Source organism: Streptomyces sp. NPDC052023 (genome assembly GCF_044548465.1).
In the GTDB taxonomy this organism is placed as follows: domain Bacteria; phylum Actinomycetota; class Actinomycetes; order Streptomycetales; family Streptomycetaceae; genus Streptomyces.
Genome location: NZ_JBIUBW010000023.1, coordinates 26,932 through 42,446, shown reverse-complemented (window position 1 = coordinate 42,446; position 15,515 = coordinate 26,932). Strand labels below are relative to the sequence as shown.

The 15,515-nt window shown below is 73.7% G+C and carries 12 protein-coding genes; 6 read left to right on the top strand and 6 right to left on the bottom strand.

The features are described from left to right. Positions 1-4: 4 nt before the first annotated feature. The 3 genes from ACIHCM_RS32200 to ACIHCM_RS32190 form a co-directional block, all read right to left on the bottom strand. Entirely contained in the window at positions 5-691 is a 687-nt protein-coding gene (locus ACIHCM_RS32200; protein WP_399903719.1) for an ABC transporter ATP-binding protein, read from the bottom strand. Beyond that, positions 688-1,221: a PadR family transcriptional regulator gene (locus ACIHCM_RS32195; protein ID WP_399903716.1), complete on the bottom strand. Its 534-nt coding sequence runs from the start codon at positions 1,219-1,221 to the stop codon at positions 688-690. Before ACIHCM_RS32195 ends, ACIHCM_RS32200 begins: the two co-directional genes overlap by 4 nt. Before the next feature lie 84 nt (positions 1,222-1,305). Then, positions 1,306-4,257 (bottom strand): beta-N-acetylglucosaminidase domain-containing protein, encoded by a 2,952-nt coding sequence (locus ACIHCM_RS32190; protein ID WP_399903713.1) that lies wholly within the window; start codon positions 4,255-4,257, stop codon positions 1,306-1,308. Positions 4,258-4,504: 247 nt separating this feature from the next. On the opposite strand from ACIHCM_RS32190, the gene ACIHCM_RS32185 reads away from it, so the two are divergent. The 3 genes from ACIHCM_RS32185 (at position 4,505) to ACIHCM_RS32175 (ending at position 7,707) form a co-directional block, all read left to right on the top strand. Further along, a complete protein-coding gene (locus ACIHCM_RS32185) occupies positions 4,505-4,834 on the top strand; it encodes a hypothetical protein (protein WP_399903940.1) in 330 nt (109 codons plus the stop codon). Positions 4,835-5,219: 385 nt separating this feature from the next. Further along, positions 5,220-7,334 (top strand): 4-alpha-glucanotransferase, encoded by a 2,115-nt coding sequence (malQ, locus tag ACIHCM_RS32180; RefSeq protein WP_399903711.1) that lies wholly within the window; start codon positions 5,220-5,222, stop codon positions 7,332-7,334. Between the two features lie 97 nt (positions 7,335-7,431). After that, complete coding sequence (locus ACIHCM_RS32175) at positions 7,432-7,707, top strand: hypothetical protein (RefSeq protein ID WP_399903708.1); 276 nt, start codon at positions 7,432-7,434, stop codon at positions 7,705-7,707. Positions 7,708-7,940: 233 nt separating this feature from the next. Here ACIHCM_RS32175 and ACIHCM_RS32170 read toward each other — a convergent pair whose 3' ends face one another. Beyond that, positions 7,941-8,531 carry a TetR family transcriptional regulator gene (locus ACIHCM_RS32170; protein ID WP_399903705.1) on the bottom strand — a complete coding sequence of 197 codons (591 nt, stop codon included), beginning with the start codon at positions 8,529-8,531 and terminating at the stop codon, positions 7,941-7,943. A gap of 106 nt (positions 8,532-8,637) precedes the next feature. On the opposite strand from ACIHCM_RS32170, the gene ACIHCM_RS32165 reads away from it, so the two are divergent. Beyond that, positions 8,638-10,116: an FAD-dependent monooxygenase gene (locus tag ACIHCM_RS32165; RefSeq protein WP_399903703.1), complete on the top strand. Its 1,479-nt coding sequence runs from the start codon at positions 8,638-8,640 to the stop codon at positions 10,114-10,116. Positions 10,117-10,123: 7 nt separating this feature from the next. Here ACIHCM_RS32165 and ACIHCM_RS32160 read toward each other — a convergent pair whose 3' ends face one another. After that, positions 10,124-10,651 carry a MarR family winged helix-turn-helix transcriptional regulator gene (locus tag ACIHCM_RS32160; RefSeq protein ID WP_399903700.1) on the bottom strand — a complete coding sequence of 176 codons (528 nt, stop codon included), beginning with the start codon at positions 10,649-10,651 and terminating at the stop codon, positions 10,124-10,126. 194 nt (positions 10,652-10,845) lie between these two features. Here ACIHCM_RS32160 and ACIHCM_RS32155 point away from each other — a divergent pair, with 194 nt between their 5' ends. Together ACIHCM_RS32155 and ACIHCM_RS32150 are read left to right on the top strand one after the other, a co-directional pair. After that, the gene (locus tag ACIHCM_RS32155) at positions 10,846-11,790 is read left to right on the top strand and encodes a DMT family transporter (protein ID WP_399903697.1); all 945 of its coding nucleotides are present in this window, start codon (positions 10,846-10,848) and stop codon (positions 11,788-11,790) included. Positions 11,791-11,808: 18 nt separating this feature from the next. Then, a complete protein-coding gene (locus tag ACIHCM_RS32150; RefSeq protein WP_399903694.1) occupies positions 11,809-12,708 on the top strand; it encodes a LysR family transcriptional regulator in 900 nt (299 codons plus the stop codon). Positions 12,709-12,930: 222 nt separating this feature from the next. Here the strand turns inward: ACIHCM_RS32150 and pepN are convergent, their stop codons facing one another. Beyond that, positions 12,931-15,507, bottom strand: a complete 2,577-nt coding sequence (pepN, locus tag ACIHCM_RS32145; RefSeq protein ID WP_399903691.1) for an aminopeptidase N — start codon at positions 15,505-15,507, stop codon at positions 12,931-12,933. Positions 15,508-15,515: the final 8 nt, after the last annotated feature.

Genomic DNA, 15,515 nt, shown 5'->3' with positions numbered 1-15,515 from the left:
CGCGTCACGCCGTCACCCCCGCCGCGACGACGACCCCGTCACTCAGCCGGACCTCGCGATCCGCGTACGCCGCCACCTGCGCGTCATGCGTGATCAGCAGCACGGACGTGCCGGTCTCCCGGGCCGTGCGCGCCAGCACCGTCATCACCTGCTCGCTCGCCAGCGAGTCCAGCGCTCCCGTGGGCTCGTCCGCGAAGACCACCTTCGGCCCGGTGACCAGTGCCCGCGCGAGCGCTGCCCGCTGGGCCTGGCCGCCGCTCAGCTCGCCCGGCCGCAGGTCCCCCTGCCCGCCCATCCCGAACCGCTCCAGCCACTCCCCGGCACGGTCCTGCGCCTGCGCGCGCCCGGTGCCGCCCAGCATCAGCGGCAACGCCACGTTGTCGAGGGCGGTCAGCTCGGGGATCAGCTGCCCGAACTGGAACACCACCCCGAACTGCGTGCGCCGCAGCTCGCTCAGCCGCCGCTCCGGCAGCCGGTCGACGCGTTCGCCGCCGTACGACACCGCACCCCCGTCGGGCTTGACGATCCCCGCGAGGCAGTGCAGTAATGTCGACTTCCCGCTGCCGCTGGCGCCGGTGACGGCGAGGATCTCGCCGGCGAGCAGCTCGACCGAGGCACCGCGCAGGGCATCGGTCCTGCCGTGCGCCTTGGTGAGGTCACGGGCCGCGAGCAGCGGCTCTGGATTGCTCATGCTGGGTGGACCTCCGCGGTCAGGGTGCCGAGCCGGGCCGCCGTGGTGCTCATCCAGCGGAGGTCGGCGTCGAGGTGGTTGAGGGCGTAGTCCGCCGAGAGCACGGTCGACAGGTCCGCTCCCGGGCCGGTTTTGACGGCCGTGAGCTCCCGCATCCGCTCCATGTGCGCGGCCCGCTGCGCGCGCAGATAGGTCTCCGGATCGCCGCCGGACAGGATCGAGACGACGACCTTGGCGAAGATCTCGTTGGTCACGAAGGGGGCGGGCGGTGCGATCTCGCCCGCCCAGCGGGTCAGTTCACGCGTTCCGTCCGCCGTGCGGCGGTACCGCGTGCGCTCCGGGCCCCCGTCGGCGTCGGTGCCGTCGACCTCGGCCAGTCCGTCACGGACCAGCCGTTGCAGGGTGGTGTACACCTGCCCGTAGGCCAGCGGGCGGGCCTGGGGAAAGCGCTCGTCATGCCGTCGCTTGAGGTCGTAGCCGTGGCTGGGACCCGTCGCGAGCAGCCCGAGCAGGAGGTGGCGGGTGCTCATGACCCTCATTATGTACTGAGTACATGTACTGAGTGAATAGTGGGCGGGTCCGGGATGCGGAAGTGAGCCTGCCGGATGCGGAGCTCAGTCCTCGGCCACCGCGTATGCCTCCGCCGACCACAGGGAGTAGCCGTAGCGGGTCGCGCGCTTCTCGCCCTGTACGCGGATGTGCGTCACGTCCCGCTCGTCCATCCGCAGGTCCTCGTGGCCGCCGCGTCCGTTCCGCACCACCGCGGCCGTGCGCCAGTGGCGGCCGTCCGCCGAGACCTCGATCCGGTACGCCGACGGGTGGGCGTCCTGCCAGTGCAGCGCCACCCGCCCGAGCCGCACCGGCGCGGCCAGCTCGACCTGCCACCAGGCGCCGTCCTCCACCGGTGACGACCAGCGTGTCCCCGGGTTCGCGTCGTTCGCCGCCGACGCGGGGAAGGCGGGTGTCTCGTCGGCGGAGGACCGGGCGGTGCCGGTCCGGGCCAGGTCGGGACCGGCGGTCCGCGGGAAGGTGCGCACGGTCAGGGTGCGCGACGCCTTCCCGAACGCCAGCCGGACGTCGTACGACCGCATCGGCGTCCCCTCCGGCACGGTCACCTCGACCGGCACCTCGACCGACGCGCCGCGCGGCACCCGCAGCGTGCCGTCCGGAACGCGTATCTCGATGCCCTTCGGCGCCTCGGCGGTCAGACGGCCCCGCACGTCGGCAGGCCGCAGCGAGTCCAGCCGGGCCGTCAGCCGCCGGGTCCCGCCGATCTCCGCGTCCGTGCGGTCCGCCAGCTCCAGCCCGGCCGCCGGCGCGTCGGCGAACCAGGGCACCAGGTGCCGTATCCGGGCGGGTGCCGGGCCGGTGACGCGGAGGGCCTGGGCACGCAGAGGAGCGGGCAGCTCGGTGGCGCCCGAGTCGTCCAGCGCGCCGACGTGCCGCCAGCCGTCGCCGGGCACCCGGGCCTCGACGGTGCCGCGCGTGCCGGGGTCGGCCAGGACGGTCACCGTGCTGAGGGTGCGGGTGCGCGGGAAGCTGACGGTGCGGCCGTCGCCCGCGCCACCCCGGTTCGCGTCCGGCTCGGCGCCGATACCGGCCCAGCTCTCGTATGCCTGCCGCGCCCGCGCCAGGAAGGGGTCCAGCACGCCCTCGCCGACCGTCACCCGCGCCGCGCCGAGCCGCTCACGCAGCGCGCCGAGGGTGCGGTACGCCGTCCAGGCCGCCGCCGGGTCGCCGGTGCGCTGCGCCTCGAGCATGTCGAGCGCGGCGGTGCCGGCGTCGCCGTAGCGGGCCAACTGCTCTGTCCACGGGGCGACTTCGAGGGCGAGCGGGGTGCCGGAGAGGTGGGCCGGGGTTTCGCGCATCGCGGTGAAGGCGGCGCGGAGGTCCGCGGCGGCGCTGTCGTCCGCGGTCGTCCGCGTCCGCCAGAACGCCTCCATCAGCGGTCGCAGATACGCCGACTCCTCGCCGTCCAGCACCGAGGACGCGTCGTTGCCCGCGAGGGCGGACAGGGCCCGCGCCCGGCGCTCGTCGCCACCCGCGAGGTCGGCGAGGGCCGCCTGCCACGAGTCCTGGGGGTGGTAGGCGCGCGGGTTCCAGGCGAAGTCGGCGGCGGTGAACAGGGGGATGCGGGAGGCCTCGGCCTGTTGCATCGCGTTGGCGAGGAGAGCGGCCGAACCGGTGGCGACGGCGGGCTCACGTCCGGTGTAGGGGCCGAGGAAGAGGCGGTCCTGGGCGTAGTCGTTGACCGGGTAGTTGTCCATGGTGACCAGCGGATGCCGCAACGCCTCGCGCGCGGCGGCCAGTTCGCGCCCGGTGATGGTCCTCGGCACCACGCCCACGCCCGTCCACGCCACCTGGACATCCGTGTCCAGCGCGCCCGCGAGCGCACGCCGGTAGGCGGTGGCGCCGTCCTGGTAGTACTCGGTCGGCATCACGGTGAGCGCCGGCGCGTCCGGGTGGCGGTCCGCCAGGTACCGCGCGACGGCGTCGGCCACGCGCGCGTGTGCCCGTGCCGCCGCCTCAGGTCCCGACCCGAACCGCTCCGCGTCCGCCTCGCAGTGCCACTCGCTGTAGCTGACGTCGTGGAACTGGAGCTGGAACGCCCGGAACCCCAGCGCCCACATCGACTCCAGCTTGCGGGAGAGCGCCCGCACGTCCGCGTCCGAGGAGAGGCACATGGCCTGCCCCGGGGCGACCGCCCAGCCGAGGGTGACGTGGTTGCGCCGCGCGCGCTCCGCCAGCTCCCGGAACTCCGCCCGCTGCCCGGCCGGGTAGGGCTCACGCCAGCGCGCCTGCCGGTAGAGGTCGGCGCCGGGAGCGTGCAGATAGCGGTTCTGCTTGGTGCGGCCCATGAAGTCCAGCTGTGCGAGCCGCTGTTCGCGGGTCCACGGTGCGCCGTAGAAGCCCTCCGCCGTGCCGCGTACGGCGGTGCCGGGCCAGTCGCGCACGACGGCGCCCGCGAACGTGCCGTCCGGACGCAGGAGCTGACGCAGGGTCTGCACGGCGTGGAAGAGGCCGTCCGGGCCGGTGCCGGAGAGGGTGACGGTGCCGCCGTCGACGGTGAGCCGGTAGCCGCCGGAAGGGAGGTCACGGCCGGCGTCCTGCGTACCGGCGCGGACGACGAGGGCGCCCGGCGGGACGGGGTCGCCGGTGCCGGCGATACGGCGGGCGCCCGCCTGCCGCAGCAGCGTGCGCAGGGCCTGGAGGGCGTACGGGTCGGCTCCCGGGCCGGTCCGGAGGGCGACGACGTCGGTGACGGTGGCCGGGGTGCCCGTGAGGCGCAGGGACTGGGGGCGGGGCCAGACGGAGGGGGAGGGGGAGGGGGACTTGGCGCGGGTGGCGGGGGTCTGCCGGGCAGGGGTGTGGGGGGTCGGGGCCCTATGGGGCTCCTGTGAGGGCGGGGGCGTGAGTGACGACCATGACTTCAGTGACGCAGGGGACTGGAGTGATGTCAGTGGTTCCGGTCGCTCCGGTGACGGGAACTCGCTTCCCGCCGTACCCGTACCCGCCGCCACGACGAGCGCCAGCGCGACCGCCCCCCGTCCGTGCCGCAGCCGCACACGCCCTCCTCGCCGTCACCGGTCCGGTTCCGTTTCTTCCCATGTCCGCGTCAGGGAGAGATCGAGCCCACCATCCGAAGAGGGGAGTGTCAACGACGTTGGCCGTTATGTGTGGATTGCCAGAACCTGGAGAGAGCGCGTGCGCACGGAATGTGATGAGAAGGACCTTCTTCGTCGTGAGGGCGTCTGGCCTCGCGCTCACTGGGTAGGGCTGCGATGACCCACTCGAACCGACAAGGAGGCTCCCGTGGCCGCATCGGCACACCTGCTGCTGTCCGCCCTCTCCGACGACACGCCCCGCACCGGGAGCGGTGCCCGCTCCAAACGCAGCTCCCCGCCCCGGAACACGCACCGCTCCAAACGCACGCCGTTCCCGCGCCAGGCCGTGCAGTCCGCGGACCGGGACCCCGTGAGGGAGCATGCCGGCGACCCGGATCTGGCACATGTGTGCGTCTTCAGCGCGGAGGGCGCCTGCACCGAGGCACCCCTGACCAGCGAACCCCCGCTGCCCGACGCCGAGCCCCTCACCAGCGAGCCGCCGCTCGCCGCCCCGGACGCCGACTTCTCGAGGCCGTAGATGACCCGAGCCCGGACGCCGGCCGCGCAAGGCCGTGGTGGACCGCACCGTGGACATCGGGCGAGAGGGCCCGTGAAGGACCCCCACCGTGGACATCGGGGGAGGGGCCCGTGGATGACCGCAGCGTGGACGTCGGGGGTGGGGGCAGGTGGATGACCGCATCGTGGATGCCTCCGGAGGGCGACCTGCGGGCGACCGCACCGTGCAGGGCGGCGCTGGGAGTCCGGCGAGTGACCGCACCGTGGAGGACGGCGCTGGGCGTCCCGCGAGGGACCGCACCGTGGAGGGCGGCGCTGGGCGTCCCGCGAGGGACCGCACCCCTGACGCCGGCCGTGAGAGGCCCGCGGATGACCGCGCCGCGGACGTCGGCAGCGAGAGGTCGCCGATGACCGTGCCGCGGCCGGACGAAACCCCCGCCGAGGAGCTGTGCCGGCTCGCCGAGTCGTACGGCGTCGCCCCTTCCTACAGCCCCTCCGCGGGCCGCACGGTCGCCGCCTCGGCCGCCGCGCTCACCCGGACCCTTACCGCGCTCGGGGTCGACGCGGGCACGCCCGAGGCCACCCGCGCCGCGCTCGCCGCCCGCCGCACGGAACTGCGTGAGCGGCTGCTGCCGCCGACCGTCGTGGGCTGGGGCGGCGCCGCGCCGGACGCTCTCGCCGGACTGCCCGAGGGCACCCGGCTGCGGGTCGAGACCGAGCAGGGCGAGACCCGCGACTCCGCCGAGCACCTGCCGCCCGGCGTCCACCGCCTCACCGTCACCGCACCCGACGGCCGCGCCGCCGACGCCCATCTGATCGCCGCCCCGTCCCGGCTGCCCACACCGGCGACGCGCTCGTACGGACTGCTGGTCCAGCTCTACTCCCTGCTGTCGGAACGCTCCTGGGGCATGGGCGACCTCGGCGACCTCGGTGAACTCGCCGCCTGGGCCGGGCGTTCCCTCGGCGCCGGGTTCATCCAGGTCAACCCGCTGCACGCGGCCGTACCCGGTGCGCCCACCGACCCCTCGCCCTACCGCCCCTCCTCCCGCCGCTTCCCCGACCCGGCGCATCTGCGCGTCGAGGCCGTCCCCGAGTACGCCTACGCCGGCGACCGTGAGCGGGTGGGCGCCCTGGCCGAACGGGCCGAACGGCTGCGGGAGGCGGTACTGGAGAAGGGTGCGCTGATCGACCGGGACGCCGTGTGGGAACTGAAGCGGGAGGCGCTGGAGCTGGCGGGCGAGGTCCCCCTCGGGCCCGGCAGACGCGCCGCCTACTGCGACTACCTCGCCGAACAGGGCGAGGCCCTGGAGGACCACGCCACCTGGTGCGCCCTGGCCGAGGTGCACGGGCCCGAGTGGCACACCTGGCCGGCCGGACTGCGGGACCCGCGGTCCGCCGAAACCGCGCGCGCCCGGCGGGAGTTGATGCACCGCGTCGACTTCCACTCCCGGCTCGCCTGGCTCACGGACGCCCAGCTCGTCGCCGCCCAGCGCACCGCGCGCGAGGCGGGGATGCCGGTCGGGATCGTGCACGACCTCGCGGTCGGCGTGCATCCCGGGGGTGCCGACGCCTGGGCGCAGCAGCGGTACTTCGCCGCCGGGATGTCCGTGGGCGCACCACCGGACGCCTTCAACGCCCGCGGCCAGGACTGGGGCCTGCCGCCCTGGCGCCCGGACCGGCTGGCCGAGTCCGGGTACGCACCCTTCCGTGGCCTGCTCCGAGGTCTGTTCCGCTACGCGGGCGCGCTCCGCATCGACCACGTCATGGGCCTGTTCCGGCTGTGGTGGGTGCCGGTGGGGCTGCCGCCCACGGAGGGGGCGTACGTCCGCTACGACGCCGAGGCCATGCTCGCCGTACTGGTGCTGGAGGCCTCACGGGCCGGGGCGATGGTGATCGGCGAGGACCTGGGGACCGTGGAGCCCGGTGTCCGTGAAGCACTGCGGGAGCGGGGGGTGTTCGGCACCTCGGTGCTGTGGTTCGAGCGGGACTGGGCGGGCGACGGCCGCCCCCTGCCGCCGGACAGCTGGCGCGCCGACTGCCTGGCCACCGCCACCACCCACGACCTGCCGCCGACCGCGGCCCGGCTCACCGGCGAGCATGTCGAACTCCGGGACCGGCTCGGCCTCCTCGCCGGCTCGCTGGACGCCGAACGCGCGGCGGCCGCCGCCGACACGGGGGAGTGGCTCGCCCTGCTCACCCGGCTCGGCCTGCTGCGGGGCACGGGCGGAGGCCGGGGAACGGGGGAGGAGGAGGCCGAGGTCCAGGCCGTCCACCGCTACCTGCTGCGCACGCCGGCCCGGATGATCGGCGTATGGCTGCCGGACGGGGTGGGGGACCGGCGGCCGCAGAACCTGCCCGGGACGTGGGACGAGTATCCGAACTGGCGGCTGCCGATCGCCGACGCGGCGGGCCGGGCGGTGACCCTGGAGGGGCTGGCGTCCTCGGCGCGGCTGCGCTCGCTGATGGAGGTGCTGAGGGCGGAGAGGGACGACGCCGGACGGGGGGACGAGGGGAGCGGGTGAGTCGCGGGGCGCGCCGGAGGGGCGGCGCCTCGCGGCCCGAGCCCGTTACGGCACCCCGGACGCGCGGCCCTGCCCGGCGTTCGGTACTTTTGGCACCGTGGACAAGAAGAACGCCCTGCGCGCCGGCGCCCTGGCTGCCGGTACGACGCTGATGATGCTGCTCATGTCGTCCCCCGCGCTCGCGCTGACGCGTGACGACGGCGACGACCCCGGCACGGGCCTGAGCGTCATCGAGACGCTGGGCTGGTTCGTGATCGCCCCGATCGTGATCTTCGGGGTCATCGCGGGCCTGGTGATGGTGCTGGACAAGTCCCACAAGCAGAAGGACACGACGACCTCCAACATCACGACCAAGGCCGACGCGAAGGCCTGACCACCGGGCTCCGCCCCCCCACCGCACTTCCCGAAGGCGCCGTCCCCGTCGTACGTTCCGTACGTCGACGAGGCCGGCGCCTTCGGCATGTCCGGCCGCCTTGCGCCGGTCCTGGGGCCTACGCCGGAGCCGGGCCGGCGGGCCGACGGGCCGGCGGGCCGACGGTGATGGGTACCGGAGTCGGGTCCGGCGGTCCGGCGTCGATGCCGGGGGCGGGCTGTGGCTTGTCGTGCTCAGGGGCTCGGCGCGGTGAGGTAACGCTGGATGGTGGGCGCCAGCCAGGCCACGATCTCCGGGCGCACGAGCGCTGTCGCGGGGGGAATCCGCAGGACGTAGCGGGTGAGCGCCAGCCCGAGCAACTGCATCGCGCACAGCGCGGCCCGGGTGGGGACCTGCTCGGGATCGGGGCAGATCTGTTGGGCGACCGGCAGCAACTGCTCCCGGAAGATCTCCTGCATCCGCTCGGCCCCGGCCTGATTGGTCGTGCCGACCCGCAGCAGGGCGGTCAGTACCTCGTTGTCCTCCCACATGTCGAGGAAGTGGGAGACGAGGGCGCGGCCGACGCCGGAGGGCGGCACCGCCGTCAGGTCGGGAAGCTTCAGATCGATGGCGACGGCGGCCGCGAAGAGGCCCTCCTTGTTGCCGTAGTAGCGCATGACCATCGACGGGTCGATGCTCGCGTCCTTCGCGATGGCCCGGATGGTGGCGCGCTCGTACCCCTCGGCCGCGAAGCGCTCGCGGGCGGCGTCGAGGATGGCGGTGCGGGTGGCGTCGGAGCGGCGGGGGGCGGGGGAGGCCGGTGACGCGGGCGGGGTGTGCGGCATGCCAACGAGTGTAGGCCAACACCCGTTGACACTCCACCGTACCCCGCTCTACCGTTGCCAACAAGCGTTGACCAACACCTGTTGGCATTGGCATCTGGAGGCCACCATGAACGGCACCGCAGCCCCCGCCGAGACCCCCGGCGCCCCCCGGACCCCCGGCTCCGTGATCGTCGTCGGCTCCGGCCCCACCGGCCTCCTCCTGGCCGGCGACCTCGCCCACGCGGGGGTCCCCGTCACCGTCCTCGAACGGCGCCCCCACGGCATCAGCAACCTCTCCCGGGCGTTCGGCGTCCACGCCCGCACCCTGGAGCAGCTCGACGCCCGAGGCCTCGCCGACCCGCTGATCGCCACCGGCGGCACCCTCACCGAACTGCGCCTCTTCCGCCGTCTCTCCCTCGACCTGAGCACGCTCCCCTCCCGCTTCCCGTACCTGCTCATCACCCCGCAGTACGAGGTGGAGCGCCTGCTGGAACGGCGGGCACGCGAGCACGGCGCGCGGTTCGCGTACGAGAGCGAGGTCGTGGGCCTGCGGCAGGACGGCACCGGCGTCGACGTGGACGTGCGGGGTGCGGACGGCGCGGTCGTGACCCACCGCGCGGCGTACGTCGTCGGCGCGGACGGCCACCGCAGCGCCGTGCGGGCGGCGATCGGCCTGCCCTTCCCGGGCGTCTCCGTCATCAAGTCCCTCTTCCTGGCCGACGTCCGGCTGGCCGAGAGGCCCGAGAGCGTGCTCACGGTCAACGGCGCGGGCGACGCCTTCGCGATGATCGCGAGCTTCGGTGACGGCTGGTACCGCGTGATGGGCTGGAACCGCCGCCATGAGGTCCCCGACGACGCCCCTCTCGACCTCGACGAGGTCCGGGACGTCACCCGCCGCGCCCTGGGCAGCGACTACGGCATGCACGACGCCCGCTGGCTGTCCCGCTTCCACAGCGACGAGCGGCAGGTGCCGCGCTACCGGGTCGGACGGGTCTTCCTCGCCGGTGACGCCGCGCACGTCCACTCCCCGGCCGGTGGTCAGGGCATGAACACCGGTCTCCAGGACGCTGCCAACCTCGGCTGGAAGCTCGCCGCGGCCGTCCACGGCTGGGCGCCGGAGGGGCTGCTGGACACGTACCAGAGCGAGCGTCACCCCGTCGGCAAGGCGGTGCTGCGCAGCAGCGGCGGCCTGGTCCGCCTGGCCCGGGCGCAGAACCCCGTCCTGCGCGCCGCTCGCGCCCTGGTCTCCGCCTTCGTCAACGCGGCCCGGCCCGCCCGCAGCAAGGCCCTGGCCCAGATCTCCGGCATCGGCTACCGCTATCCCGCTCCGAGCGGCGTCCACCCCCTCACCGGCCGCCGCGCCCCCGACGCGCGCCTGACCACCGGCCGCCTCTACGAGGCCCTGCGCACCGGCCGCTTCCTCCTGATCACCCCGGAGCCCCACGAGCCGGGACCCGCACCCCGCGCCGACCGCCTGACGGTGAGCCACTGGACGGATGCCCGCAGCACGGCGCTCCTGGTCCGCCCCGACGGCTACGTCGCCTGGGCGGCCGGCTCCGCCACCCCGGCCAGGATCGAGGCAGCCCTGAGGGCCCACATCGGCTGAACCCGCCCTACTGGCCCTCGGTGTCCGCCTCCGCAAGCAACTCCCGCAGCAGGTCCGACAGTTGACCGGCCTGTTCGTCCGTGAGGGCCGAGAGGGCCGCCGTCTGGACGGCCATGGCGACGCCCGCCGCGTCCTCGACGAGGCGGAGACCCTCTTCGGTGAGGGTCACCTGGAGGGCGCGGCGGTCGTGGGGGTGGGGGGAGCGGCGCAGGAGGCCGGCTCGTTCCAGTTTGTCGAGGCGGCCGGTCATGCCGCCGGTGGTCAGCATCAGCGTGGCCGAGAGCCGGCGTGGCGAGAGGGTGTACGGCTCGCCGGCGCGGCGCAGGGCGGCCAGGACGTCGAACTCGCCACGGGAGATACCGAAGCGGGTGAGCGCCTTCTGCATCCGGTCGTCCATCGTGCGCGCGAGGCGGTGGATGCGGCCGAAGACCTCGATCGCCCTGGTGTCCAGGTCGGGGCGTACGGCGGCCCACTTCTCGACGATGACGTCGACCGGGTCCCCCGGTGCGGCGGAGGGGCCGGGGTTCGAGGTCATGGAGGGAGTATCGGTGCGGGGTGCGGCGGCCGCAAGGAAACGGCTCCCACGTGAGCTGCCCGGAGTCGAGAGGATGACTCGGCGCCACTGTTCGGATTTGCTGAAGGAAATCATCGAAAAGATTCGATGGACCTGACGGATGCCTCGCTGGGACGGTGGAAGCGACCTGATCACCGCCCAGTGGAAGGACCTCCGTGGCCGTAGCCTCCGACCAGACCTCCAGTGACGCGACACGCACGCGCGGTACGGCGCTCAGGGCGTCGATCCCGGCGAGTGCCGGGCCGGCGCTCGGACTCGCGCTCGCCGCTCTCGCCACCCTCGTCTGGTCCGGGAGCTTCGTCACCTCCCGTGCCCTGCACGACAGCGTCCCGCCCGTCCAGCACGCGTTCTGGCGCTGGGTGGTGGCGCTCGTGGTGGTCGCGCCGCTGGGGGCCCGGCAGGCCTGGCGGCAGCGCCGGGTGATCCACCGGAACGCCGGGTTCGTGCTGCTCGCCTCGCTGCTCGGCGTCACCCTCTACAACACCTTCGTCAACGAGGCCGGCCGCACCACCCCCGCCGCCACCATGGGCATGATCATGGCGGCGTCGCCGGTGCTGATGGCGCTGGGCGAGCGCGCGAGCGGCGTACGGCTCGGCGGGCGCCGGGTCGCCGGACTGCTGATCGCCTGCGCGGGGGCACTGCTGCTGGTGGGCGCGGGCGCCGGGTTCGGGCCCGGGGCCGCCTGGATGACCGTCGCCACCTGCTGCTTCGCCGCGTACAGCGCGCTGCTGCGGCGCAAGCCCGCCGAACTGGGCGGTGCGGGCTTCCTCTTCACCACCTTCCTCGTCGGCGCGGTGCTGCTGCTGCCCGCGCAGGGCGTGAGTCTCGCCGTGCAGGGCGCTTTCGAGCCCTCGTACGGCACCGTGCTGCCGCTTCTCTACGTCGGGGTCGCCTCGTCCGCCGTCGCCTTCCTCGCCTGGAACAAGGCGATCGCGCTGGTCGGGGCGGCGCGTGCCGGGGTCGTCTACTACCTGCAACCGGTGTGCGTGTCGCTGCTGTCGTGGGCGCTGCTCGGGGAGGGCACGGGATGGGGGCAGATGCTGTGCATGGCGCTGATCGTGGGCGGGGTCGTGCTGGGGGCCGGGGACCGGCGGTGCTGAGCTGTAGGTTTGCGTCTCATGGCCGAGTGGGACATCCGGAAGCTGCACATCCTGCGGACGTTGCGGGAACGGGGGACGGTGACCGCGACGGCCGAGGCGTTGCGGATGACTCCCTCGGCGGTTTCGCAGCAACTGACGAATCTGTCCAGGCAACTGGGGGTGCCGTTGCTTCAGGCCCAGGGGCGGCGGGTGCGGCTCACGGACGCGGCCCGGCTGGTGCTGCGGCACGCCGAGGCGGTGTTCGAGCAACTGGAGCGGGCGGACGCGGAGTTGGCGGCCTATGTGCGGGGGGAGGTCGGTGAGGTGCGGGTCGGGGCCTTCTCGACCGCCGTGCCGGCCCTGGTCGTAGCGGCCGTGCGGGCGCTGCGCCGGGCGCACCCCGGGGTGACCGTGCGGGTGCGGGAGTCCGAGGCGGGGGAGGCGTACGACTTGCTGGCCGCCGGAGAGGTGGACGTCGCCCTGTCGCTGGCCGCGCAGGCGCCGACCGCCGCGGACGGGCGCTTCACCGTCGTACGGCTGCTGTCGGACCCGCTGGACCTGGCGTTGCCCCGGGGGCACGCGCTGGCGGGCGCCGAGGAGGTACGGCTCGCCGACCTCGCCGCCGAGCCGTGGATCTTCGGGGGAAGCGGGCCCTGGTCCGACATCACCAGGGGAGCCTGCGAGGCGGCCGGATTCCGGCCGGTGCAGGGGCATTCGGCGGCCGGATGGACGGCGATCCTGGCGATGGTGGAGGCGGGGATGGGCGTGGCCCTGGTGCCCCGGACGGTGGCGGCGCGACGGGAGGGCGTCGTGATGCGGGAACTGACGGCGGAGCAGCCGCGGCGGCACGTACTGGCGGCGGTGCGGAAGGGCGGAGAGGCGGGCGCCGCGGGGAAGGTGCTGGGGGCGCTCCGCGAGGTGGCGGCCGGGTTGGGGTGAGGGCCGGTGTCGTGGTGTGCCCGGGGCCGGGGGGCGAGGGCTGGTGCCGTTCGCCCCCGACGTCAGACCCCGCCGGGGCCGGGGCGGCTGCGGGGCTGGGCCGCTGCGGGGAGCTCGGGCAGGCTCACAGCCCCGCGATCGTCGTGTCGTAGGACGCCCCTGCGAAGGGGCGCCCCCGAGCCGCACTCGGTGGGCGCCCCGACCGGGCCGGCCGGCAGCGGGTTACCCCTGAGCCGCCGCATCCGCGGCCTGCGCCCGCAGCGCTCGTTCGATGCCCGCGCGGGACTCCGACACGAGCCGCCGCAGCGCCGCGCTCGGCTCCGCCGACGACAGCCACTCGTCCGTCTTCGCGAGGGTCTCCTCGGAGACCTGCACCGCCGGGTACAGCCCGACCGCGATCTGCTGGGCCATCTCGTGCGAGCGGGAGTCCCAGACGGACTTCAGGGCCGCGAAGTACTTGTCGGTGTACGGCGCGAGCAGCTCCCGCTGATCGGTCTGCACGAAGCCCCCGATGACCGCCTCCTGCACGGCGTTCGGCAGCTTGTCGGACTCGACGACCGAGGTCCAGGCCTCCGCCTTCGCCTCCTGCGTGGGCCGGGCGGCCCGGGCGGTGCCGGCGTGGCGTTCGCCGGCCGCCGTCCGGTCACGCTCGTACTCGCTCGCGATCTCCGCCTCGTCGAAGCGGCCGACGGCCGCGAGCCGCTGGACGAACGCCCAGCGCAGCTCCGTGTCCACGACCAGCCCCTGCACGGTCTGCGAGCCGTCCAGCAGCGCCTCCAGCAGATCCAGCTGCTCCGGCGTCCGCGCGGTGGCCGCGAACGCGCGCGCCCAGGCGAGCTGGTGGTCGCTGCCCGCCTCGGCGGCGCGCAGGTGCGCCAGCGTGGCGTCCGTCCAGCGGGCCAGCAGCGTCTCGCGGGCGGCCGGGTCGGCGTACAGGTCGATCGCCAGCTTCACCTGCCGCTGCAGCGACTGCACCACGCCGATGTCCGACTCCTTGCCGATGCCGGAGAGGACGAGGGAGAGGTAGTCACGGGTGGCGAGCTCCGCGTCCCGGGTCATGTCCCAGGCCGACGCCCAGCACAGCGCCCTCGGCAGCGACGACTCGAAGTCGCCGAGGTGCTCGGTGACGAAGGCCAGCGACTGCTCGTCGAGGCGGACCTTCGCGTACGACAGGTCGTCGTCGTTGAGCAGGACGACGTCCGGGCGCTGCCGCCCCACCAGCTGCGGTACGGCCGTCAGTTCGCCGTCCACGTCCAGCTCGACGCGCTCCTGGCGCACCAGCTTCCCCGCCTCGTCGTCCATCGTGTACAGGCCGACCGCGATCCGGTGCGGGCGCAGCGTCGGCTCACCCTTCGCGCCCGTGGGCAGCGCGGGCGCCTCCTGGCGGATCGCGAAGGAGGTGACGACACCGTCCGCGTCCGTCCCGATCTCGGGGCGCAGGACGTTGATCCCGGCCGTCTCCAGCCACAGCTTCGACCAGGTCTTCAGGTCCCGTCCGGAGGTCTCCTCCAGGGCGGTCAGCAGGTCGCTCAGGCGGGTGTTGCCGTACGCGTGCCGCTTGAAGTAGGCCTGCACACCGCGGAAGAACTCGTCCTCACCGACGTAGGCGACGAGCTGCTTCAGCACGGAGGCGCCCTTGGCGTACGTGATGCCGTCGAAGTTGACCAGCACGTCGTCCAGGTCGTTGATCTCCGCCATGATCGGGTGTGTGGACGGCAGCTGGTCCTGGCGGTAGGCCCACGTCTTCATGGAGTTGGCGAAGGTCGTCCAGGCGTGCGGCCAGCGCGAGCCGGGGGCGGCCGCCTGGCAGGCGATGGACGTGTAGGTGGCGAACGACTCGTTCAGCCACAGGTCGTTCCACCACTCCATGGTGACCAGGTCGCCGAACCACATGTGCGCCAGCTCGTGCAGGATGGTCTCGGCGCGCATCTCGTACGCCGCGTCCGTCACCTTCGAGCGGAAGACGTACTGGTCGCGGATGGTCACCGCGCCCGCGTTCTCCATCGCGCCCGCGTTGAACTCCGGCACGAACAGCTGGTCGTACTTCTCGAACGGGTACGCGTAGTCGAACTTCTCCTGGAACCAGTCGAAGCCCTGCCGGGTGACCTCGAAGATCGCGTCCGAGTCGAGGTACTCGGCGAGGGACGGCCGGCAGTAGATGCCGAGCGGGACGGACCGGCCGTCCTTCTCGTACACGCTGTGCACGCTGTGGTACGGGCCGACGATCAGCGCCGTGATGTACGTCGAGATCCGCGGCGTCGGCTCGAAGACCCAGACGCTGTCCTGCGGCTCGGGCGTGGGCGAGTTGGAGATGACGGTCCAGCCCTCGGGCGCCCGCACGGTGAACTGGAAGGTCGCCTTCAGATCCGGCTGCTCGAAGGACGCGAACACCCGGCGGGCGTCCGGCACCTCGAACTGGGTGTAGAGGTAGGCCTGGTCGTCGACCGGGTCGACGAACTTGTGCAGACCCTCGCCCGTGTTGGTGTACGCGCAGTCGGCGGCGACGCGCAGTACGTTCCGGCCCTGGAGCAGGCCGGCCAGGGCGATCCGGGAGTCCTTGAAGACCGCGCCGGGGTCGAGCTGGTCGCCGTTGAGAGTGATCTCGTGGACCGTCGGCGCCACCAGGTCGATGAAGGACTCGGCACCGTTCTCGGCGACGTCGAAGCGCACCGTGGTCACGGACCGGAAGGTGTCGCCCTCCTGCGCCCCGGACAGGTCGAGCTCGATCTCGTACGAGTCAACGGTGAGCAGCTTCGCCCGCTGCTGCGCCTCTTCGCGAGTCAGGTTTGTGCCAGGCACGCGGTCAT